22 protein-coding genes are annotated in these 22,323 nt (G+C 66.5%); 10 read left to right on the forward strand and 12 right to left on the reverse strand.

Translation table 11 applies throughout. The annotated features are described in order from the left end of the window. Window positions 1–61: 61 nt before the first annotated feature. The 10 genes from ACW2Q0_RS10035 to ACW2Q0_RS10080 form a co-directional block, all read right to left on the reverse strand. Window positions 62–463, reverse strand: coding sequence for a hypothetical protein (locus ACW2Q0_RS10035; protein WP_457188497.1), 402 nt, complete (start codon window positions 461–463; stop codon window positions 62–64). Between the two features lie 263 nt (window positions 464–726). After that, window positions 727–1,059 carry an aromatic-ring hydroxylase C-terminal domain-containing protein gene (locus ACW2Q0_RS10040; RefSeq protein WP_457188499.1) on the reverse strand — a complete coding sequence of 111 codons (333 nt, stop codon included), beginning with the start codon at window positions 1,057–1,059 and terminating at the stop codon, window positions 727–729. A 141-nt stretch (window positions 1,060–1,200) separates the two neighbouring features. Beyond that, complete coding sequence (locus ACW2Q0_RS10045; RefSeq protein WP_457188501.1) at window positions 1,201–1,653, reverse strand: hypothetical protein; 453 nt, start codon at window positions 1,651–1,653, stop codon at window positions 1,201–1,203. 12 nt (window positions 1,654–1,665) lie between these two features. Beyond that, window positions 1,666–2,388 (reverse strand): metallophosphoesterase family protein, encoded by a 723-nt coding sequence (locus tag ACW2Q0_RS10050; RefSeq protein WP_457188502.1) that lies wholly within the window; start codon window positions 2,386–2,388, stop codon window positions 1,666–1,668. Window positions 2,389–2,408: 20 nt separating this feature from the next. Further along, window positions 2,409–2,660 (reverse strand): BON domain-containing protein, encoded by a 252-nt coding sequence (locus ACW2Q0_RS10055; protein ID WP_457188504.1) that lies wholly within the window; start codon window positions 2,658–2,660, stop codon window positions 2,409–2,411. Further along, the gene (locus ACW2Q0_RS10060) at window positions 2,661–3,224 is read right to left on the reverse strand and encodes a nucleotidyltransferase family protein (protein WP_457188506.1); all 564 of its coding nucleotides are present in this window, start codon (window positions 3,222–3,224) and stop codon (window positions 2,661–2,663) included. Window positions 3,225–3,275: 51 nt separating this feature from the next. After that, window positions 3,276–3,473 (reverse strand): hypothetical protein, encoded by a 198-nt coding sequence (locus ACW2Q0_RS10065; RefSeq protein ID WP_457188508.1) that lies wholly within the window; start codon window positions 3,471–3,473, stop codon window positions 3,276–3,278. Further along, window positions 3,454–4,425: an SDR family oxidoreductase gene (locus ACW2Q0_RS10070; RefSeq protein WP_457188510.1), complete on the reverse strand. Its 972-nt coding sequence runs from the start codon at window positions 4,423–4,425 to the stop codon at window positions 3,454–3,456. Before ACW2Q0_RS10070 ends, ACW2Q0_RS10065 begins: the two co-directional genes overlap by 20 nt. Before the next feature lie 9 nt (window positions 4,426–4,434). Next, a complete protein-coding gene (locus tag ACW2Q0_RS10075) occupies window positions 4,435–6,216 on the reverse strand; it encodes a glycoside hydrolase family 15 protein (RefSeq protein WP_457188512.1) in 1,782 nt (593 codons plus the stop codon). Window positions 6,217–6,395: 179 nt separating this feature from the next. Then, window positions 6,396–6,725 (reverse strand): plasmid stabilization protein, encoded by a 330-nt coding sequence (locus tag ACW2Q0_RS10080; RefSeq protein ID WP_457188514.1) that lies wholly within the window; start codon window positions 6,723–6,725, stop codon window positions 6,396–6,398. A 99-nt stretch (window positions 6,726–6,824) separates the two neighbouring features. On the opposite strand from ACW2Q0_RS10080, the gene ACW2Q0_RS10085 reads away from it, so the two are divergent. Beyond that, a complete protein-coding gene (locus tag ACW2Q0_RS10085) occupies window positions 6,825–8,081 on the forward strand; it encodes a serine hydrolase domain-containing protein (protein WP_457188516.1) in 1,257 nt (418 codons plus the stop codon). Between the two features lies 1 nt (window position 8,082). Here ACW2Q0_RS10085 and ACW2Q0_RS10090 read toward each other — a convergent pair whose 3' ends face one another. Then, a complete protein-coding gene (locus ACW2Q0_RS10090; RefSeq protein WP_457188518.1) occupies window positions 8,083–10,935 on the reverse strand; it encodes an FAD-binding and (Fe-S)-binding domain-containing protein in 2,853 nt (950 codons plus the stop codon). Between the two features lie 125 nt (window positions 10,936–11,060). Between ACW2Q0_RS10090 and ACW2Q0_RS10095 the strand changes: the two genes are divergently transcribed. Genes ACW2Q0_RS10095 through ACW2Q0_RS10135 form a run of 9 tightly spaced genes read left to right on the forward strand, consistent with a single transcriptional unit; the run spans window position 11,061 to window position 17,594 of the window. After that, window positions 11,061–12,857, forward strand: coding sequence for a thiamine pyrophosphate-requiring protein (locus ACW2Q0_RS10095; protein ID WP_457188520.1), 1,797 nt, complete (start codon window positions 11,061–11,063; stop codon window positions 12,855–12,857). Continuing rightward, window positions 12,854–13,420, forward strand: a complete 567-nt coding sequence (locus ACW2Q0_RS10100) for a hemerythrin domain-containing protein (protein ID WP_457188522.1) — start codon at window positions 12,854–12,856, stop codon at window positions 13,418–13,420. Before ACW2Q0_RS10095 ends, ACW2Q0_RS10100 begins: the two co-directional genes overlap by 4 nt. Then, complete coding sequence (locus ACW2Q0_RS10105; RefSeq protein WP_457188524.1) at window positions 13,417–13,890, forward strand: Na+/H+ antiporter subunit E; 474 nt, start codon at window positions 13,417–13,419, stop codon at window positions 13,888–13,890. The genes ACW2Q0_RS10100 and ACW2Q0_RS10105 overlap by 4 nt, the downstream gene beginning before the upstream one ends. 5 nt (window positions 13,891–13,895) lie before the next feature. Further along, window positions 13,896–14,159: a monovalent cation/H+ antiporter complex subunit F gene (locus ACW2Q0_RS10110; protein ID WP_457188526.1), complete on the forward strand. Its 264-nt coding sequence runs from the start codon at window positions 13,896–13,898 to the stop codon at window positions 14,157–14,159. Beyond that, complete coding sequence (locus ACW2Q0_RS10115; protein WP_457188528.1) at window positions 14,152–14,448, forward strand: monovalent cation/H(+) antiporter subunit G; 297 nt, start codon at window positions 14,152–14,154, stop codon at window positions 14,446–14,448. The genes ACW2Q0_RS10110 and ACW2Q0_RS10115 overlap by 8 nt, the downstream gene beginning before the upstream one ends. Then, window positions 14,445–14,687, forward strand: a complete 243-nt coding sequence (locus ACW2Q0_RS10120) for a hydrogenase subunit MbhD domain-containing protein (protein ID WP_457188530.1) — start codon at window positions 14,445–14,447, stop codon at window positions 14,685–14,687. The genes ACW2Q0_RS10115 and ACW2Q0_RS10120 overlap by 4 nt, the downstream gene beginning before the upstream one ends. Further along, window positions 14,684–15,424 carry an MnhB domain-containing protein gene (locus ACW2Q0_RS10125; protein WP_457188532.1) on the forward strand — a complete coding sequence of 247 codons (741 nt, stop codon included), beginning with the start codon at window positions 14,684–14,686 and terminating at the stop codon, window positions 15,422–15,424. Before ACW2Q0_RS10120 ends, ACW2Q0_RS10125 begins: the two co-directional genes overlap by 4 nt. Beyond that, a complete protein-coding gene (locus ACW2Q0_RS10130) occupies window positions 15,421–15,768 on the forward strand; it encodes a sodium:proton antiporter (RefSeq protein ID WP_457188534.1) in 348 nt (115 codons plus the stop codon). The genes ACW2Q0_RS10125 and ACW2Q0_RS10130 overlap by 4 nt, the downstream gene beginning before the upstream one ends. Beyond that, entirely contained in the window at window positions 15,768–17,594 is a 1,827-nt protein-coding gene (locus tag ACW2Q0_RS10135) for a complex I subunit 5 family protein (RefSeq protein ID WP_457188536.1), read from the forward strand. Before ACW2Q0_RS10130 ends, ACW2Q0_RS10135 begins: the two co-directional genes overlap by 1 nt. Before the next feature lie 23 nt (window positions 17,595–17,617). Here ACW2Q0_RS10135 and ACW2Q0_RS10140 read toward each other — a convergent pair whose 3' ends face one another. After that, window positions 17,618–22,219, reverse strand: a complete 4,602-nt coding sequence (locus ACW2Q0_RS10140; RefSeq protein ID WP_457188538.1) for an HAD-IC family P-type ATPase — start codon at window positions 22,217–22,219, stop codon at window positions 17,618–17,620. Window positions 22,220–22,323 lie beyond the last annotated feature (104 nt).

Raw genomic sequence — 22,323 nt, forward strand, 5'->3', positions numbered from 1 at the left:
GCGGGCGCCTCCTCGGCGAGGACCGGGAGCGCCGCTCGGGCGATGAAGGCGAGTTGATTCGTCATGATTGCTGGCGAAGCTCCTTCACTTCAGGCAGGACGGTGACCAACACCAGAATCACTTGAAAGGCGGCCAAACCGAAGAAGATTCCGATGCCGTACGGCCTTGCCAGGAAACCCACGGCGAGCGAACCGCCGGTTATCGCGATCAGTCGTGTCGCCGAGGAGAGGTACAAGCCCTGTTTCCGGGGTTTCTCGGCGTCGGCGACTCGGTTGACCGTCAATCGAGTCAGTTGTGCATTCACCCAACCGAGTCCGAGTCCGATGCAGAGGAACAGCCCGAGCAGCAGTCCGTCGAGCGCTCCGGCCGCCGCCAGGGTCAGTACCCCGACGCCTAATGCGAAGACAGTCGCACGGCGCATTCGGAGTGCATTGATATCCACTTCGACACCGTCCTCGGTCATCAGCCCACCTCGTAGTGGGGTCGTGATTGATCGATAGCATACACATCAACAACCCCTTTGCTGGGCAACGTTTTTGATCTTTCTTCGGCGGATTTCCGAACCATGTCCGAGTGGTGCCAGTGTCCATACCGGGTCATCAAGATCAACTGAATACCTTTGATGGACAAGATCAACTGGACCCCGTGCCCGCCAATTTACTATTCGCTAATTCGCGACAAATTTCGCAAATAGGACATAGCGGGCAGAAAAGGCCAGGATCTGGCTCAGGCCGGCGCACCGACCCAGATGGTGAGCGCCTCGGGCAATCCCGCGGCGTCGGGCTCCGCGCTCGCCCAGGCGACGTGGCCGTCCGGTCGCGGCAGGACGGCCGAGGGGGTCGCGATCTCGCCGACGCCGGGGATGGGTCCAGTGCTCATGGCGGCGACGATTTCGATCCGCTCGTGCCATTCGGACCCCGCGGGAAGATCCCCGCCCAGGAAGATGCGGCCCACCCGGTGCCGGTCGGCCTGACGGGCGGCGCCGCCGCAGTGCGAGATCCAGCGCGGGGCGCGGAGTACGCCGACGGCAATCCCTACGATCCGGCGCGACTCGAGCAAGCCGTCGACCCGAACGTTATCCGCGGACCTTCCGCATGGTGGCCGATCTCTTCGAGGCCGATACGGATGTGGAATTCGAGCGTGGCCTGCGGGTCATCCTGGCCGGAGTCCTCGCCACCCCAACGGTGTCGTCGTAATCGCTCAGCGGCCGAAGCCCACCAGGCCGTCGGCGAGGGTGCTGATATTCAGCGCGTCGAGCACCTGTTGCCGGACATCCGGGCATTCCGTGGTGGTGATGCGATCGACGATGGCGCGGTCCTTCAGAACAGTGTCGTTGAGGCCGCCGTTGCGGGCCGCCCAATCGTGCACGGTGCCGTTGAAGCCGAGCCTGCCGAGCTGCGCGCCCTCGGTGCGCCACCGGTCGGCCTCGGGTTTCAGCATGTCGCACAGCTGTTTCGCCGCCGTCGAGGTGATCTCGTCCGGATTGGGCACCTGGGCGGAGCTGCCCGGGGACGAGAAGGTGATGGTGATGTTGGGATGTGAGGTGGGAGTGGCGGGCTGCGGGTCGAGGACGCCATTGTCGCCGCAGCCGGCGAGCAAGGCCGCCGCCATGGTCGCCGCGGCCAGCGTAGCGATGGATCCGATCGAGGGCATCGGTACTCCTTATTATTTTTTTGTTTCCGGCGTCAGCTCGTAGACGACGTAGGCGGTGCGCACCACCGGTTGGGCCACATTGCGCACTCGGATGCCGCCCGGTGTGGTGCCGCGTTCGGTGCCGGCATGGGCGTGTCCGTGGATCGCGAGGTCGGCGTGCTGGTCATCGATGGTTTCGCCCAGTAGATACGAACCGAGGAACGGGTAGATCTCGCGCGGCTCACCGTGCAGGGTGTCGCTGATGGGGGAGTAATGGGTCAGCGCGACGGTGATATCGGTGTGCAGGCCCGCCAGCGCCTCACGCAGCATCTGCGCGAGGTCCACCGTGTGTGCGGCGAATTCACGCATGACGCGCTCGCCGAAGATGCTGGCGCATTTGCCCGCGAAGCCACCGCCGAAGCCCTTCGTGCCCGCGATACCGAGCGTATGTCCGTCGACGGCGAATTCCGTTGCGGTCCCTTCCAATACGGTAATGCCGCGCTCGGTGAGCTCGGCGGTGATCGCGTCCTGCGCGTCGCTGTGATGGTCGTGATTACCGAGCACCGCGACGACCGGGACGCCCAGATCGGTGAACTCCGCCGCGACGACGCGACCTTCCTCGACCGTGCCGTGCCTGGTGAGGTCACCGGCGAGCAGCAGTACATCGGCGCGGTCGGGCAGTTGCGCGAGTGCCGGTCGGAGTTCGCCGCCCGACTCGGTACCGAGATGGACGTCACCGATTGCCGCGATCCGCATGTGCCCCCTCCTTTCCGGGCTCAGTCCGCAAGCGCCTCGGCGGCCCCCGGCGCACAGGGCGGCGTGACGTGCACGTCGTTGTGGATGCGGGCGCGCGGAAGCTGTTCGCGCACCACCTTTTCCATTTGCAGCTTGCGTTCGATACTGCTCACCTCGCCGCCCAGGACCACGACATCGCCGCGGATCGTCACCTGCACACCGAGTTCCGCGGTGCGCGGATCCTCGGCCAGCGCTCGGCGCAAGTGCGCGACCGTATATTGCGGTCGATCCATCTACACCACCCCCTTCGGCTCGATTACTCGGAGATCGTCCAGCAGTCCGAGAAAGGCCCGGGCATAGGGCGAGATATCGGTCTCCTTGCGCACCCGCTCCCAATCCACTTGTTCGCGTAGATCGCGCGCGATCGTCAGCAGCGGACTCAGATCCAGTCGGTGCGCGTCGAAGACCAGTAATTTGTCGATCATGAGGTCGGTCGCGCTGATCACCGGTGCTACCGTCGGGCCGACGCGCATCAGGTCGGCACGGTCGAGTAATTCGTCGGTGACGGGATGGTTGTTCGGCCGGTAGATCAGGTCGATGAGGACGCCGTCGTCATAGACCTTGGTCAGCCAGTCCTCGGGCGGATCGGCGATCCGCAATCCGCCGCGAGCCAGCGCACTGCGGGCCTGCGGCAGGTCACCGGGTTTGATGAGGATATCGACATCGTGCTCCGAGGCGGGGCCGCCGCGCGCGTACACCGCGCAGCCACCCGCGACCGCGAAGCGGATACCGGCGTCGGCGAGGGTATTCACCGCGCGGGTGAGCGCGTGGAGTAATTGGTCGATCGTCGGGACCATATTTGCGCCATACCCGCGCTTCGGTCGGCTAATCGCCGCCGCGGTGGCTCGTCAGGGTTTACCGGCTATGGCGTCGATCACGCGTTCGATGACGGTCGGTTTCTCGCGCACGATGCGGCTCGGGCGCCGTTGGGGCAGGTAAACCAGGCCGGGGTCGACCAGCTCGAGGTCCCGTATCCGGTCGTGGGTGCGGAAGTGGCCGGTGCCGAGGAAGTGCGTCGAGGTGTCGCTAGTGCCTGCGCAACCCACTGGCCAATGTCTCGAGCCCGCGGCTCAACCATGCCTGCGTACTGCGCCGATGCGCACGGTCGTCGAACTCGCCATGTGCGCCGAAGTCGCGTCCACCGGACCGATCGACCGGCTCCCAGAGATTGTCGGCCCGCGGTTCGGCGTCGGCATCGGTCTGCTGCGAGTCGTAGCCGGTGCGAGCGAGATAGCGGTCCAGCAGGCTCGGCGCGATTCGTTGTGCGAGCAGCGTCCCCGTCGTACTCGCGCCGACCCAGTACTCCTTGCGCTCAGGATGTTTCGCGGCGAACACGATCGAGCGCGCGATGATCTCGGGTTGGTAGATCGGCGGCACCGGCTGTGGCCGTTTCGGCAATCGCGAAAGCACCCAGGAGAATTGCGGCGTATTCACCGCGGGTGCCTGCACCAGGGTGATGCGCACATTGCTGCCCTCGTGCATCAGCTCGACCCGGACCGACTCGGTGAATCCGTTGATCGCGTGTTTGGCGGCGCAGTACGCCGACTGAAGTGGAATCGACCGGGCGCCGAGCGCCGAGCCGACCTGTACGACAGCGCCGCGATCCCGTGCCCGCATACGCGAGAGCGCGGCCATGGTGCCGTGCACGGTGCCCAGATAGGTGACCTCCGTGACCCGCCGGAACTCTGCCGCCGCGATCTGCTCGAACGGCGCGAATACCGAGGTGAAGGCCGAGTTCACCCAGATATCGATGGGTCCGAACGCCTCCTCGGCGCGCGTCGCCGCGGTCTCGACCGCCGCGTAGTCCGCGACATCGATCGGAATCGTCAGCGGCTGACCACCCGCCGCTCGCACATCATCGGCAGCGGCCGCGAGTCCGGCGTCGCCGCGCGCGAGCAGCGCGACTTTGCACCCGTTCGAGGCGAATTCGCGCGCGGCCGCGCGACCGATCCCCGCACTTGCCCCGGTGATCACCACTACTCGCGGTTCGAAAGCCATGACAATTCCTTAATCCTGGTCGTCGCCGAATCGAGTGAGCCGGACCGAGGATTCGAACAGCATCGCGTGCACAAAGGCCTGCGGCATATTGCCGCGCAGCTGGCGCTGCCGGACATCGAATTCCTCGGCGAACAATCCGGGCGTACCGCACGCCGCGCGATTGCGCTCGAAGTAGCGTGCCGCCGAAACCCGGTGTCCGAGTTGGGCGGCCGCGATCGCCATGATGAATCCGCAGAACAAGAATGCGCCCTCGTTCGTCTCCAGCGGCTGCTCGTCGTGGCGGTAGCGATAAACGTAGTAGTCCGTGCACAATTCACGCTCGACGGCCCGATAGGTGGCGAGGCTGCGCGGATCGTCGGCGGGTACGCCGCCACGAATGGCAGCCAGCAGCAGCGCCGCGTCGACACCCGCCGCATCCGGCGCCTGCTGCCACGCGCCGCTGGGATGCACACTGGTGCGGGCGGTTTCGGCCATGATGGTGTCGGCCAGCGCCGTACACAACACCGGGTCGGCTTCCGTGGCCGCGACGGCGGCCACCGCGCGCAGACCACTGACACAGGTCAGCCGGGAGTGCGTCCAGTGCCGGTCTTCGATCTCCCAGATGCCCGCATCCGGTCGACGCCAGCGTTCGGCAATCGCGCCGACCGCCACCGAAACCGCCCTGCGGCTGTCCTCGGTGAGCCGGTCGTGCCGCGCGCCCGCGGCGAACAACAGCAGTGCCTCGCCGAATACATCGAGCTGGGACTGGTCGCGCACCCGATTGCCGACCACGGTACGTCCGCCCGGATAGCCGGGTAGGTCCAGGTTGCTCGGGTCCGGGATGGGTTGGCCGGTGACCGTGCACGCAGGCAGCACAGCCGGCCCATCGGTCAACAGTCGCTCGCCCACGAACCGTATCGCGTTGTCCAACAGAGGATGTGGACCGTCGGCGGCCACTGCCTGACCGGCGAAACACTGGTCGCGGATCCATACGTAGCGGTAGTCGTAGTTCTCACCGCGGTCCGCGCGTTCGGGCAGGCTGGTGGTGGCCGCGGCGACCATACCGTTGGTGGTACTGGTCATACCGCGCATCACCGCGTAGGCCTGAGCGGTATCACGGGGTGCCGCGCAGGGGCCCAGCTTCGGAACCCCACGCTGCCAAGCGGATTCGGTCTGCGCCCATGCCGTATTAGGATCGGGAGGTTCGTCGGGCAGCGCGGTATCGGACAATTCGAGCACGAGATCATGAACCTCGCCATGTCGCAGCGTTATCCGAGCGGCCCAGCCGCGGTCGTCACAGACCGACGCCGATGCGCCACCAGTCCACCGGAGTGCGAGGTCGCCGACCCGTGCGAGCCACCACCCATCGGCGGTGCGGTGCAGGTCTCGTGCCTTCGTCTCGCCGAATTGCCCGGCGGGCCGCAGCGCCACATCGACCTCGGCATCGCCCTGCACCGCGACGATCCGGCGTAGCACAACAGCCCGATGCGGATCCCCCGGAAAGGCCAGTGCCTCTCGGCATTCGACCACCGACGAGCCGACCAGCCAGTGCGAATTCCATATCAACGTGCCCGTCTGGTAATACCCGCCCCACACGTATCGCCTGGACGGTGTCACCGAATACACGCCGTCCCCGCCGACCAGTGCGGCGAATACCGCGTCGCTGTGCCACCGCGGTGCGCACATCCAGGCGAAATCTCCGTGCGGACCGACCAGCACACCGCGCTCGCCGTCCGCGAGGAATGCGTATTCGCGCAGGACATGCGGCCGGGTGATCTCTTCGGCCGTCACCTCGGTTGGATACCACCGCACACCGTTCGCAACCTTTTCACATCCGTGACGAATCCGGCGTAGGCCTCGTCACGACCGGGAGCGCGCAATACCGACGACGGGTGCACGGTCGCGATGACCGCATAATCCGGCGTCGATACGAGTTCCCCGCGCCGCTCGCAGACACGTATTCCGCGGCGCCCGGCACGACCATATCCGCCTCAGTCCCTACCCAGCGCCCGCTCGAGCTGCCCCTTGTTCATCTTCGAGCGGCCCTTGATATTGCGCTGCTTGGCTTCGTTGTACAGCTGGTCGCGAGTGGGGCCCTTGGGACCGCTGCGGCCCGACCGCTGCCCACCGCGCTGCTGTGGCGACTTGTCCCGTACCGAGGAGCGGCTGGCGGTCTTCGACTGCCCGGATTGGGCGCGATTCTTGTTCACCGTGCGCGCGGCGATTTCCTTCGCCCGCTTTTGGCTCTCGCCGCGAGCCTGTGCTGAATCCTTGATGTGCTCGTACTGCCGTTCCTGCTTATTGCTCCATTCCATCGGCATGTCACACCTCCTGCTCGCCGAGTACCCCGGCTCGCATCGCCAAACCAGCCAGGAGCGTTGGGGGCGATCGGGGGACAGCAGCGTGGATATGCTGGCTGGGTGAAGGTGATACCTGGCACGCTGGTGACCGTCGCCGATGATCTGGACGCGGTGACGACGGTCGGTCACGAGGACGATCCGGCGGCGGCCGGGGTGAAGACCGGGGACGTCGCGGCGCTGTGGGCGTCGGTGCAGGCGTGGTACCGGATGGGAACGACGCCCGCGATTCAAATCTGTCTGCGGCGCCATGGGCACATCGTGCTGAACCGGGCGATCGGGCACGGCTGGGGGAATGCGCCGAGCGACGGTCCGAATGCCGAGCGGGTGCTCGCGACGCCGGAGACGTTGTTCTGCGGATTCTCCACAGCCAAGGGCGTCTCCGCGACGCTGATGTTCATGCTGATCGAACAGCGGGCATTCCAGTTGGATGATCCGGTGTGCAAATACATTCCGGAGTTCGCGGCGCACGGCAAGGACACCATCACCATCGGCGATGTGCTGTCGCATTCGGCGGGTGTGCCGTTCATTACGCCGCCGTACCAGGGCGTCGATTTGGTGCTCGACGAGGAATTGGCCGTGCAGGGGTTGGCCGATCTGGTGCCGAGTTGGCGGCCCGGTCGCTTCCGGGTATATCACGCGTTGACCAGCGGTTTGATCCAACGGCTGCTGGTGCGGCGGGCCACCGGGAAGCGGATGCGCGAGCATCTGGCCGAACAGGTACTCGAACCATTGGGTTTCCGCTGGAACAACTTCGGGATCCGGCCGGAGGATGTCGACAAGGTCGTGCCGAGCGTGAAGACCGGTCCGCCACCGTCGCGGATGTCGATGCTGCTGACGCGCAAGGCGCTCGGCGGCCGGATAGACGGGGCGACCGCCAGAGCCGCGAATCGGGATTTCCTGACCGCCGAATTGCCGTCGGGCAATATCGTCACCACCGCGCACGAACTGTCTCGCTTCTACGAAATCCTCACCCGCGGTGGCGAACTCGACGGCGTCCGGATCATCGAGCCGGACACCCTCCGCGAGGCGATCCGTCCTGCGCCCCGTATTCCCGGCCTGGCCGGACGCGTGAGCCGCGCGGGCTTCGAACTCGGCGCTCGGCGCTCGAAGTTCGGGCGAAACACCCAGTCCCACTTCGGCCGCAGCGGCCTGACAACCCAATACGGCTGGGCCGACCCCACCCGCGGTCTCTCCGGCGCGATCCTGACCAGTGGTAAGGCCACCACCGATGCCGATCGCCCCTGGGCACTTGTCGCTCAGATCTCCAACACCATCGCCCAACTCACGCCCGTCGATCGACTGTTCGACACCGACTGAATCAGCTGCCGCTGCGGATCGCCTCGGCGAGGACTTGTGCCGCATGCCGGGCTCGGGTTGGCGGATCCAAATGTTCGATTTGCGTGCGACAGCTGAAACCGTCTGCAAGGACCAGGGTTTCGGGCTCTCGGTTGCGGATCGCCGGCATCAGTTTATCTTCGGCGCAGGCCACCGAGACGTCGTAGTGGCCGCGTTCGAAGCCGAAATTACCTGCCAGGCCGCAGCATCCGGCGTCGAGTACCTCGACATCGAGTCCGGTCGCGCCCAACAGCCTTTGGTCCGCCTCGTAGTGCAAGATGGCGTGCTGGTGGCAGTGCGGTTGGACCACGGCGTGCCCGACGATGCGCGGCGGTTCCCAGTCGTCGGCCCGCTCGGTGAGGAATTCACCGAGGGTGCGGACCTGATTCGCCAGGCGGCGGGCGTCTTCGTCACCGGGGAGCAGTTCGGGCAGATCGGAGCGGAAGACGGCGGCGCAACTGGGTTCGAGTACGACGATGGGGGTGCTCGAGCGCAATTGGGGTTCGAGCTGACGCAGGGTGCGGCGCAATACGCGTTTCGCGGTGGCCAGTTGGCCGGTGGAGATCCAGGTCAGTCCGCAACAGACTGTGCGCCTCGGTATTTCGATCTCGAATCCGGCGGCTTCCAGCACGGTCACCGCGGCTTCGGCTATTTCCGGGGCGAGGTTGTTGGTGAAGGTGTCGGGCCACAGCAGCACTCGGCCGCGATGCCCGCGCGCGTCCGGTGTGCGGCGGGCGAACTTTTCGGTGAAGCGCTCGCGGGCGAATCGCGGTAGGTCGCGACGCGGGTCGACGCCACCGAGACGTTTGAGCAGCCGACCCGTGCCCCGGCCCTGCGCCAGTGCATTGGCCGGCGCGGACACGGCGGTGGCGAGCCGGGCCCACAGCGGGATCCAGCCCATCGAATAATGCGCCATCGGCCGGATCCGGTATTCGTAGTGGTGAGCTAGGAATTCGGCCTTGTAGGTGGCCATATCGACATCGACCGGACAGTCACTGCGACAGCCTTTGCAGGCCAGACACAGATCGAGGGCATCGCGCACCTCGGTGGAGCGCCAGCCATCGGTGATCACCTCGCCCTGCAGCATTTCGAACAGGAGCCGGGCGCGGCCGCGGGTGGAGTGTTCCTCCTCTCCGGTCGCCCGGTAGCTCGGGCACATCACACCGCTCTCGTGACCGCGACACTTGGCGACGCCGACACAGCGGGCGGCGGCCACGCTGAACCGATGGTCGTCCTCCGGGAAGGCGAAGTGGGTCACCGGTTCCCACGGCCGATAGCCCGCTCCTTGGCGCAGATCCTGATCCAGTGGTCGCGGGTGGACGACCTTGCCGGGATTCATCCGGTTGCGCGGATCGAAGAGATGTTTGACCGCACCGAATGCCTCGACGACCCGCTCGCCGAACATGACCGGCAGCAGTTCGCCGCGCGACTGGCCGTCGCCGTGCTCACCGGACAGCGATCCGCCGTATCGGGTAACCAGCTGGGCGCTCTGCTCGGCGAAGCCGCGGTACTTCGAAATGCCTTCCGCGCTGCGAAGATCGAACGGTATGCGGGTGTGTACGCAGCCGTGCCCGAAATGCCCGTACAGCGCGGACGACTGGTAGCCGAAATCGCCGAGCAGACTTTCGAAATCGCGCAGGTAGTCACCGAGCCGGTCCGGCGGCACCGCGGCATCCTCCCAACCCTCGTGGGTTTGCGGACTGCCGGGCGGAAACGCGGTGGCGCCCAGGCCCGCTTCCCTGGCCGTCCAGATCTCTGCCTCCCGGGCGGGATCATCGATCGTCGTCGAGGTCGCACCGGTTTGCCTGGTTACTTCCTCGACCATCGCCTGTGCCCGACGGTCGGCTTCGTCCTGGTCGGCACCCTCGAATTGGGCCATCAGCCAACCGTTTCCGTCTGGCAGCTGTGCGATGGCACCGCCGGCCAAATGTTCGAGATGTTCCAGCTCGACCAGCCGCTGGTCCACGCCTTCCAGCGCTATCGGGTTGTGCTGCAATACGATCGGCACCGCATCGGCGGCATCGTAGATATCGGGATAGCCGAGTACTGTCAGCGCCACCGCTTTCGGGCGTTGCACCAGCTCGATTTCGGCGCGCAGCACCGTCACCAGTGTGCTCTCGCTGCCGACGAGTAGTTTCGCGAGATCGAAGCCGTGTTCTGGCAGCAGGGAATCAAGGTTGTAGCCCGATACCCGGCGCGGAATATCAGGATAGTGCGCGCGGATATCGGTCGCGTACTGATCGCGGATCCGCCGCAGGCCCTCCATCAGATCCGTGAACCCGTCCGAGGAATCCGCTCCGACCCAACCCCGCAGTCCGTCGTAGGTCAGGATTTCCAGCCGCCGTACCGAATCGACCATCTTCCCGTACGCCTGCGCCGTGGAGCCGCAGGAGTTGTTGCCGATCATCCCGCCGATCGTGCAGCTGACATGGGTCGCGGGTTTCGGGCCGACCATCAAGTCGTACTGCGCCAGCTGCGCGTTCAGCGGATCCAGTGCGATGCCCGGCTCCACAATCGCGGTGCGTGCCGCCGTATCGACCGAGATCAGCCGATCGCAGTACTTGGTCCAATCCAGCACCACGGCCGCATTGCAGCATTGGCCGGCCAGGCTGGTGCCGCCGCCGCGCGAGAGCACCGGCATATCGTGCTCGCGGCACACCGCGATGGCCGCGGCCGCGTCCTCGGGTGTGCGCGGCAGCACCACACCGAGCGGCACCGCGCGGTAGTTCGAGGCGTCGGTGGAGTATGTGGCCCGGGATCCCGGATCGAACCGCACTTCCCCGTCGACCTGCCGGGTGAGTTCGTCCGCGAGTCGTGTCAGCGGGAGATCAATCATTTCTGCATCCCTCCTGTCTCGGCACAGTGCGGCTACCCGCTCCGGGGCGCGGCACACCCCTGATTGCCCACCGATTCGCTGGGTATCACCGGTCTGACCAACCCGGATATCAACAGGAGATCCTCATGAAACAACAGGTTGGTGATTACGTCCTACAGCGACTACGGGAGTGGGGCGTAAACCAAGTCTTCGGATACCCCGGCGACGGCATCAACGGACTGGTCGCCGCCTTCGGTCGTGCCGATAACAAACCGCGATTCGTACAGGCCAGGCACGAGGAAATGGCGGCCTTCGAAGCCACGGGATTCGCCAAATTCAGCGGTAAGGTCGGCGTCTGCACCGCCACCTCGGGACCCGGTGCGATCCATCTGCTCAACGGTCTCTACGACGCCAAACTCGACCATGTTCCGGTCGTCGCGATCGTCGGTCAGACCGCGCGCAGCGCCATGGGTGGCAGCTATCAGCAGGAAGTCGATCTGCAGAGTCTGTTCAAAGATGTCGCCAGCGACTATCTGGTCGAGGTCAATGTCTCGAGCCAGTTGCCCAATGCGCTGGACCGAGCGTTCCGTGCGGCGATGACCCGGCATGCGCCCACCGCGGTGATCATTCCCGCCGATCTGCAGGAAGAGCCCTATGAGCCACCCGAACACGAGTTCAAGCAGGTTCCGTCCAGCCCACCGCATCCGGTGACGGCGACGGTGATCGCGCCATACACCGAGATCGAATGCGCCGCCGAGATCATCGACGCCGGATCGAAGGTCGCGGTGCTCGTCGGTCAAGGCGCCCGCTCGGCCGCACGCGAGGTGGTGGAACTCGCCGAAATCACCGGTGCGGGCGTGGCGAAGGCACTGCTCGGCAAGGATGTGCTGCCCGACGATCTGCCCTTCGTCACCGGGCCGATCGGGTTGCTCGGCAGCAGAGCGAGCTATGACATGATGCGCGACTGCGACACGCTGGTCATCGTCGGTTCGAATTTTCCGTACACCCAGTTCATGCCCGAGTTCGGTCAGGCACGCGCGGTGCAGATAGATATCGACGGCACCATGATCGGCATGCGCTATCCGACCGAGGTGAATCTGGTTGGTGACGCGAAAGCCACACTGGCCGAACTCATTCCGCTGCTACACCGTAAGACGGATCGATCCTGGCGGGACACGATCGAGCAGAATGTGCTCCGCTGGTGGGAGACCGTCGAGCGGCAAGCGATGCTGCAGGCCAAGCCGGTCAACCCGATGCGCGTGGTTTGGGAGCTGTCGAAACAGCTGCCGGATAATGCGATCGTCACCGCGGACTCCGGCTCATCCACCAACTGGTATGCCCGCTGCCTGCGATTCCGCATCGGTACGCGCGGCTCGCTGTCGGGCACGCTGGCAACGATGGGACCCGGTGTGCCCTATGCCATCGGCGCCAAATTCGCGCATCCGGAGCGACCGGCGATCGCATTGGTCGGCGATGGTGCCATGCAGATGAACGGACTCGCCGAACTGCTCACCATCGCACGCTATTACCGGCAGTGGAGTGATCCACGGCTGGTCGTCTGCGTCTTCCACAACAACGATCTCAACCAGGTCACCTGGGAGTTGCGTGCCATGGGTGGCGCACCGAAATTCGAAGAGTCGCAGATACTTCCGGAGACCTCCTACGCTGATCTCGCGCGCTGCATGGGTCTGCCCTCGCTCGCGATCGACGATCCGGAGCACCTCGCCGACGCATGGCACCAGGCACTGAACGCGGATCGCCCGGTACTGCTCGATGTGCGCTGCGATCCGGAGGTACCACCGATTCCGCCGCACGCCACTTTCGAACAGATGAAGGACACCGCGGAGGCGATCATGCGCGGCGATCCGGACGGCTGGCATCTGATGCTGCAGGGCGCCAAGACCAAGGCGCAGGAATTCGTGCCGCATCGGGGGTCGCCATGACCACCGCATCGACCGAGGATGTCGTCGATCTGCTGATGGCCCAGCATGAGCAGATCAAAAGCCTGTTCGCCCAGCTGAAATCCGGCCAGGGCGATAAGTCGGAGCTGTTCAAGGAATTGGTCCGGTTGCTCGCGGTGCACGAGAGCGCCGAGGAGGAGGCCGTACATCCCGTGGCCGCCCGAGCCCGCTTCGGGGTGGACCAGATGGTCGGCCAGCGCCGCGCGGAGGAAAACCACGCGAAGCACGCGCTCGCCGAACTCTACGATCTCGGCGTAACTCATCCGGACTTCGACACCAAGCTGGCCGAATTCGCCGATGCGGTGATCGACCATGCCGCGCACGAGGAGAACGAGGAATTCCCCCTGCTGCGCCAGCAGTTTTCGGTGCAGCAATTGGAGCGTATGGCGGGTTCGGTGCGGGCCGCCGAAGCGGTAGCACCGACCCGGCCGCATCCGAAGGCGGGGGAATCCGCGCTGGCGAACCTGCTGGCCGGGCCGCCGCTGGCGATATTCGACCGGATGCGTGACGCGGTGCGGGACTGGCGTCGAGAAGACGGCGGATGAGTGGGCGGGCCCGCACCGGCGCGGCCGCGGAGGTTCTAGCCTGGTGGGCGGTGCTGGTTCTGTTGTGGCTGGCGACGCTGACCACGTTCAGCGTCCAGGAGTTGATCGCGGCGGCCGTGCTCGCATGGCCCGCTGCCTGTGCGGCGCGGGTGGGACGTATCGCGGTGCAAGGCAATTGGCGACGGCCCGATAGGATTGCGCAGGCAATGGCCGCACTACCCGGCGCGATAGTGCGCGACAGCTGGGCCGCGCTGATGATCGCCGCGCGCGGCAGGCCGGTCGGGCGGTTCGAGGAGGACGAGCTCGACGCGGAGGCCGACGCGCGGCGGCGTGCGGGGCGCGCGGTATTGATCACCGCTGCGCTCTCGGCGCCGCCCGGTTCGCTGGTCATCGATGCCGATGCCGACCGTCTGCTGCTGCACGTCCTCGCGACGCCCCCGACCCGGCTGCGGCGCATATTCGGGGACTGATCGAAATGTCCACCGCGCCTTGGCTGCTCGCATCTGGTGTGCTGCTGGTCGGTGCGGTCGGACCGGCGCTACTCCTATCCAGCCGGGGCACGGCGGCGCATCGGCTCGTCGGGCTGCAACTGCTCGGCTCGTTGTTGATCGTGGTCTCGATATTGTTGAGTCTGGGACTGGGCAGGCCGGACTATCTGATCGTGCCGCTGGTACTCGTGCTGCTGTCCTTCGCGGGCACACTGGTTTTCACGCGCCTGTTGGGGGTACGCGATGACTAGCTTGTTCGTCGAAACGCTGCTCGTGATCGGCACGGTGGTCGCGGTGGCCGCGTCGACGGCCGCACTCCGGCCGCGTTCGGTCTATGCGCGACTGCACTATTCGTCGATCGTCAGCTCGGTCACCGGACCGGTCATCGCACTCGCGGTGCTGATCGCCGAGGGGCCGGGCCTGACCACGGCGACCGTCGCGGTGACCCTTCTACTGCTCGCGCTCACCGCCCCAGTACTGGGCGCCGCCATCGGCAGGCTCAATGCCCGCACCGACGGCCGGATCGAGAGCCCGCGATGAGCGCACTGATCGTGATCACCCTCGGACTGGTCGCGGTGGCGGGCACGGTCGTGGTATTCACCGCCCGGCCGCAGCGGCAAGCGGTATCACTGGCGGTATTCGGCGCGCTGCTGGTACCGGCCTTTCTCGTGCTCGGTGCGCCGGATGTGGCGTTATCTCAGGTCGCGGTGGGTACCGCGGTAGTGCCGCTGATGGTTTTGCTCGCCGTGCGTGCGGTCGAGCGGAGGCGACGGTCGTGAAGCACGGTGCTCGGCTGGTGGTCTTCCTCGTCGGCGGGGTAGGGCTTGTCGTAGTGCTCGGACTCGCGTTGCTGCGGATGCCCGGGTTCGGCGGTACCGACCACCCGTATCGGGATGCCGCGGTCCACGCGTCGCTGAACCAGCGCAGCCCGAATGCGGTCTCCTCGGTCAATTTCGATCAGCGCGGCCTCGATACCTTCGGCGAAGAGGCCATTCTGGTGGCGGCGGTACTCGGCGCGGCGACCCTGCTGCGTCCGGAACAGCAACGGCACCACCGACGGTCCGAAGATGTCGGTCGCATCATGCACGCGACCCGATTTCTGGGCTATGCCCTGCTACCGGTGACCCTGATGATCGGCGCGGATGTGGTAGTGCACGGACATCTGACGCCGGGTGGTGGCTTCCAGGGTGGTGTGGTGCTGGCCACCGGTCTGCATTTGCTGTATGTGGCGGGCGATTATCGTGCGCTGCGGCGGGTGCGTCCGCTGGTCTGGTACGAGTTCGGCGAAGCCGTGGGCATGGGCACCGTGGTCGCCCTGGGCCTGGCCGGAATCCTCAGTGGCGCGGGATATCTGGCGAACATTCTGCCGCTCGGGCAATTCGGCCGCCTGCTGTCGGCCGGTACGCTGCCGCTGTTCAGTGTGGCAGTCGGGCTCGCGGTCGGCAGTGGTGTCGTCGTATTGCTCGCGCAGTTCCTCGACGAGTATCTGACTACGGAGAGGCGAGCGTCGCGATGACCGTATTTCCCTATGTGATCGCCGGCTGGCTCCTGCTGATCGGCATCTACGGTGTGGTACGCAGCACGCATCTGGTGCACACGGTGGTGTGCGTATCCATCGGACAATCGGGTACCTATGTCCTGCTCTTGGCCATCGGCTACCAAAAGGGCGCGTCCGCACCGATTTTCGGCTCGGTCAACCCGCCCGGTTCGCCCGTGGTCGATCCGGTGGTCCAAGCCATGGCGCTGACCGACGTCGTCGTTTCCGCAACGGTGACCGCGTTGCTGCTGGCGCTGGTCGTGCAGATAGCGAAGCGACACGGCACGGTCGAACCCGACGAACTGCACGCGTTGCGTGGCTGATGGCCCCCCTCGATCAGGCACTGCCGGCACTGCTGATCGCGCTGCCGGTCGGCGGTTCTTGTCTGCTGCTCGCCGTCGGCCGCATAGTGCCCAGGCTGCTGATCGATGTGGTAGGCACCGGAACCGCGCTCGCGGAGACGGTCCTGGCGGGATGGCTGCTGTACGAGACCGGTGCGGGCACGGTGGCATCCTGGTCCGGGGGATGGCAGCCGCGACCGGGACTGACCGTCGGAATCGTACTGGTCGCCGATCGGCTCGGTGCCGCGATGGCTTTGCTGATCGCATTGCTCACCACCACCGCGCTGCTGTTCGGCTGGCACTACTTCGACAATCTGCATGCGCACTATCCGGCGCTGGTCCTGCTCTTCGCCACCGGTATGACCGGATTCGCGCTGACCGGTGACCTTTTCGACATGTTCGTCTTCTTCGAGTTGATGGGTGTGGCGGCCTACGCGCTCACCGGACTGAAGATCGAGGAACCCGAATCCGTACAGGCCGGACTGAATTTCGGGGTGATCAACTCACTCGGCGCATACCTCTGTCTGTTCGGAATCGGACTGCTGTACGCGCGGACCGGGCAACTCGGCCTGGCGCAGTCGGGAATCGCGGTCCGAGCGCGAGCCGGTGATGCTTTGATCTTGGCCGCATTTGTGCTGGTCGCCACCGGCTGGTTGGTCAAGGCGGCGGCCGTGCCATTCCATTTCTGGCTGGCCGATGCGCACGCCGTGGCGCCGTCGCCGGTCTGTGTGCTGTTCTCGGGCGTGATGGCACCGCTCGGTGTATACGGGCTGGCACGGGTGTACTGGACGGTGTTCGATGGTGTGCTTCCGGCTTCGGGTGTGCGCCGAATGCTGTTGGTGCTCGGCATCTTTACCGCCGTGCTCGGTGCGGTGATGTGTGTGCTGCAACGGCATATCAAGCGGCTGCTCGCGTATTCGACGATCGCGCACATCGGTCTGTTCATGCTCGGTCTCGCCGCACTGTCGCCGCTCGGTATCGCCGCATCGGCGCTGTATCTCGGTGGACATGCCGCGGTGAAGGGTGCGCTGTTCTTGCTGACCGGTGTGTTGCTGTCCAGATATCGCAGTGTGGACGAGTTCAGCTTGCACGGCCGGGCACGTGGTCAGCGGACCATCGGTGTGCTGTTTGTGCTGTCGGCGTTGATATTGGCCGGGCTGCCGCCATTCGGTGTCGGGCTCGGCAAGGCATTGCTCGAGGAATCCGGCGCGTCCATTTTCCTGGTAGCGCTGGTGATCATCGTATCGGCGTTGACCGGCGGCGCGGCATTGCGCGCGGGACTGCGCGTGTGTTTCGGTGTCGGCGCGGTGCCCGACCACAAGCTCGATCCCGAGGAGACCACGGGCGAACACGAGGTGCCCGACGTCGCCGCGCCCGGTAACCGGACACCGATCACGATGTTGGGTGCGGTGCTGGCCTTGTTGCTGGTGTCGCTGTTGCTGGGGCTACCAACCGGGTTGGCCGGTGCCATCGGTCCTGCCGCCGTGACGTTCGTCGACCCGCAGGCCTACCGGGCGGCGGCGCTGATCGGTATCACGACCGGCCACGCCGGTGCGGCCCCGCGTATCGAGTGGACCGTGGCAGGGGTGGCGCTCGGTCTGCTGTCGACAGTCTTGGCCGTGCTCATGGCCTTCGCCACGCTGCACTTCGGCACATTGCGCGCCCGCGGAAGACCCCCGACGCGCCCGATTACCGTGGCGGTGAGCGCATTACATCGACTGCACAGCGGACATGTGGGCGACTATGCCGCCTGGCTGGTCTTCGGCGCGGCAGCCGTTGCCGGACTGGTTGCCACCGGCTGGCTGTAGTGAGCCAGTGGCCCTGCGGAAGGTCAGTTTTCGGGCGCGCCGGGCATGAGCCGCGGCAGGACGGTCGAGCCCGCGGTGGCCGCGGCGGCGGATGTGGTGGCGATGGTCCAGCCGACGGGACCCAATGGTGTGCAACCGAAATAGGCGGATAGTCCCGGAACCATGACCACCGCACCGAGCACCAGACCGCTGGCCGCCGTCGTCACCCAGACCAGGGGACTGCGGTGGCCGGAGACGAGTGTCTGTCCGAGCTGGGTACCGATGAGCGCGACCAATCCGATGGTGGCCGCGCGCCGCTGGGTTCCGGTGTAACGGCCGAGCGTCCACGCCGTGCACGCACCCGCCGCCGTGGCGATGCCGCGCACCGCGATCGTGCGGGTGAGATCGGGACCCAGCCGGGCAGGCGGAATTTCGGCCAATTGTCGCGCGCGCTGCTCAGCACCGTGCTCCGCATCGTGCGGGGCCGGGCTGTCGCGATCCGGTGCCAGGGCCAGCGCCAGTGCGGGAAACATATCGGTGAGCATGTTCACCAACAGGAATTGCCTGGTGCCCAGGGGTGCTTGTCCGCCGACCACGGTTCCGTAGATGGTGAATGCGATCTCCCCGGCATTCCCGCCGACCAGCACGCCCACCGCATCGGTGATGCGTTGCCACATGCCACGCCCCTCCACCAGCGCGTGCAGCAGTGCCAGCGGATCCGGATCAGTGAGCACCAGATCCGCCGCATTGCGGGCGGCCGCGGATCCGCGTGCGGCCAAACCGATTCCGATATCCGCGCTGCGGATGGCGGCGGCGTCATTGCTGCCGTCACCGGTCATACCGACCACATGTCCGTTGCGGCGCAGCGCGGCCACGATCCGCACCTTCTGTTCCGGATCGACCCTGGCGAAGACGGTGCTGCGCTCGATGAGCTTCGCCTGCGCGGCATCGTCGAGTCGATCCAGATCGGCACCGGTGGTGACGGTATCCACGGCGATGCCGAGTTGGCGGGCCACCGCCGCCGCCGTGACCGGATGGTCGCCGGTGATCATGCGTACGCCGATATCGTTGTCCTGCAAGGCCGTTACCAGCGGCAGTGTCTGTGGTCGCGGGGTATCGGCGATGCCGAGGAAGCCGAGCAGCGTGAGTTCGTCGACGGCGCCTTCGACATCATCGGGCTCGTCGCGGAGTTCGCGGTGGGCCACGACGAGTACGCGCAGGCCCTGTTCGGCGAGGTCATCGATGACCTCCTGCGCATGCTTGCGCACGTCTTTCGAGAACTGCTTCGCGGTAGGCGCTTTGGTACAACGGGGGAGCACCACCTCTGGTGCACCCTTGACGATCAGGCGCAGTTTGTGTGCTGTCTGGCCGAGCACCGCGGCATAGCTCCGATTGGATTCGAACGGGACCTCGTCGATCGGATCCCATCGGTGCGCATCGTCGCCGAGGATTTCCGCGGCGTCCAGCACCGCGCGGTCGGTGGCGTGCAGTACCGGTCCGCCGTTCGGATCCGGGCAGGCGCGTGCGGCGGCGCGCAGCAGCCGGCGCGCATCGTCGGAGTCGTCATCGGGTGACCACTGATGGTCCAGGTCGGCCAGCATCGTCAGCCGCAGCCGTCCCTCGGTGAGGGTGCCGGTCTTGTCGAAGCACAGGGTGTCGACGCGGCCGAGCGCCTCGACGGTGCGGCTGGCGCGGACCAGCACACCGTAGCGCGACAGTCGCCGTGCGGCCGCCAGCTGCGCCACCGTGGCGACCAGGGGCAATCCCTCCGGAACCGCGGCCACCGCGACCGCGACGCCGTCGGCGATCGCGGCGCGCAGCATCCGGCCGCGCAGTCCGCCCAGTACGGTGACCAGGCCACCACCCGACAAGGTGAGCGGCAGGGCGCGATCGGTGAGCTGCCGCAGTTGGGCCTGCACGCCGCCCTTATCCGGCGGCACCGCGCCCGCGGTCGCGCGACCGGCCTGGGTGTCGGGACCCACCGCGACCACGACGGCCAGACCCGCCCCGTTCACCACGGTGCTGCCCGCGAAGATCATGCAGGTGCGTTCGCCGAGTGCCGCGCCGGGTGTGGCGGCGAGATTCTTCTCGACCGTCACCGATTCGCCGGTCAGACCGGACTCGTCCATTTCCAGTTCGTCCACGCGCAGCAGTCGCGCATCGGCGGGAACCACGTCACCCGCGCCGACGGCCAGGACGTCACCGATGGCGAGAGCGTACGCCGGCACGGACTTTTCGGCCGGGTCGGATTCGCTGATCGCATCGCGGTCGACCAGGCGGCCCGCGAGTTGTTCGCCTTCGAGCAGGTCTTGCAATTCGCTCTCGGCGCGCTGGCGCTGAGCGGCCGATATCACCGCGTTCACCGCGAGCACGGAGGCGAGAAGTATCGCATCGGAGGGCTCGCCGAGTATGGCGGTGGCGACGGCACCGACGCTGAGGATCGGGGTCAGCGGATCATCCAGCTCACGCCGTAGATGGCGGGCGAACGACGTCATCGGTGCGAGAGTTCTGGTGATCACGCTCTGTTCGGCTCGGTCCGGGATCGCGCGCTCGTCGAGCGACGGGGGTCGCGGTAGGCGGCTGAGTACCTCGTCGGATTCCAGTGCATGCCAAGGCAATAGGGGTGCGACAGTAGCGGGCGGTGCGGATGTCGCGGCTCGAATGCCGTTGCGCGCCCCGGATATCAGCGCGGTCAACTGGGCGGCGACCATCGGTGTGATTCGGGCTTTGCTGCTCGGGGTGACCGCGAGCAGCAGCCCGCCGAGCGCACACGCCGAAAGAGCCAGCGTGCGGCCGCGTTCGCTGACCTGTCGCGCGGGCGCGACGGTCGCGAGGACGCGTTGCACCTGCCCCAGCTCGCGACAAATGGCGTCGGCGGCCCACGGCGGTTCGCAGTGCTCGGCACTGAACAATCCGAGCGCCACATCGGCCCGGGCCAACGCATTATGGGCACAGGGGCTCAGTACGGCGACAACCTGGCCGCCCTGCTGCAGGCGCTCGACCAGGGTGCTCATCGATGTCGTCGCGGCGACGAAATCATCAGCGAGCGAACGCAATTCGTACGCATCCTCATGTGCGACGAGAACCACTCGTAGCCCGGCGCGTCGCGCTGCGGTCATCACATCGTGCGCACTCGCATCGAGCTCGCGCCCGAGCAACACACGCCCGACCGTGCGGTCACCGTCGCGCAGTTCGCGCCAGACCGGACGAACGGTGGCACCGCGATCAGGAGTCGCGGTCTTCGGATGCACCAGCCGCAGTGACTCGGTGCCGTCCGCCTCGTCCCCCTCAGCCGCGGCTTTCCGGTCCGTAGTCTCCTCGTCGGACTCCGACGACCACAGCAATCGTTGCGCGGTACTCCAGACCTTCCCCGCCGACCATTCGTCATCGGCCGACTCCACGTCGAGCACCAGCCGACGTGAGGTAAGCAGCGCTTCGCCGTCGATCACCAGGGTGGTCAACCGGTCCAAGCGGCGCCACGCACCCCGATGCAAGGTCAGCACCCCCGCCCGCGCGAGGACCGCGTTGACGGTGGCGGCATAGGCCTCGCGGCAGGCCCGCGCGGCCTTCGGCGCGCCGAGTCCAAGGGTATCGGCGGCATTGCCCAAGCGGCCGAGTCCGAGGAATGCCGCGGTGCCGACCAGCGATCCGGCCGCCAATTCGTCGGCGACGCGCTCGATCGGGCCGCGGGGCAGGTCGGTGGGGCGGGTGTAGGGCGGCAGGGGTTCGGTCACGTCGGGCTGTTCGCGGCACACCAAGTCCGACTCCCAGCTGCGCCACTCCCAGCGCTGGGCGATGGCCTCGCCGAGGAGAAAGGTGCGCTGCGCCATATCGGCCAGCAGAGTCGTAATTCCGTCGGTGGCGTCCTCGCCGAATGCCGTCCCCATCGCCATGACGACTGTGAGGGCCATATCGGCGCGGGACCGTCCCAACCGCGATTCGAGCATCGCGCGCAGTCGCGGTTGGGTATCGACGAAGCCGGCCGCCGCCCGCACCGCGCGCACCGGCCCGCCGAACGGCAGCCGCGCGCCGACCGTGGCCACCGCGATGGCGAATACCTCACTCGCCACCTGAATTCCCGCCGCCAGCAACGGTTCCCGGTCCTCGGGATATTCGACGGTGCGGCTCCAGTCCACTTCTGCGACATTGTTGTCGGCCTCGATTCCCTCGATGGCCTCGAGCAGTTCCGGCAGTCCGTCCGCGCCATCGCGCAGCATGGCGACCACCCGACCGGTCACCGCATTGACCCGCGACCACCGCACCCCGCGCAACGTGTCGAGCCGCTCGTCCAATGTCCGCGCCAGGGCCGCGCCGCGCTCGGAGCTCAGTGCGCGCACCTCGATCGTCGCCTTGCCGTCGCGCAGCGCTACCCGACGGTTGGCTCTACGCTCATGCGGATCGACCAGGTCGAGCAGTTCCTCACCCAGCGGGCTCTCCGGTAAGGGCGCGAATTCGTCGACCCCGGCCGCGGCGGTATCGACCACCGACGTGGCGGCATCGGCCACGGCATGCGCCGCGCGCAGCGGCGCTTCGACGAGCTGTGCGCCCAATCCGAGTGCCGTCGTTACCCCGGTGCGCACCACACCGGTCAGCGCCGCTGTCGGTGCCTCGACCCACCATGGTGCCAATCGCTCACGTCCGACCATATTCGGCAACTACCCGGCATCGCTGGCCGCAAACGGCACCGAAAGTGCGCGGTGGCTGGGGATTCGGGCGCTGGTTCGCCTGGTCGGCTCTGTTCTACGCGGTC

Source organism: Nocardia citri (genome assembly GCF_054065835.1).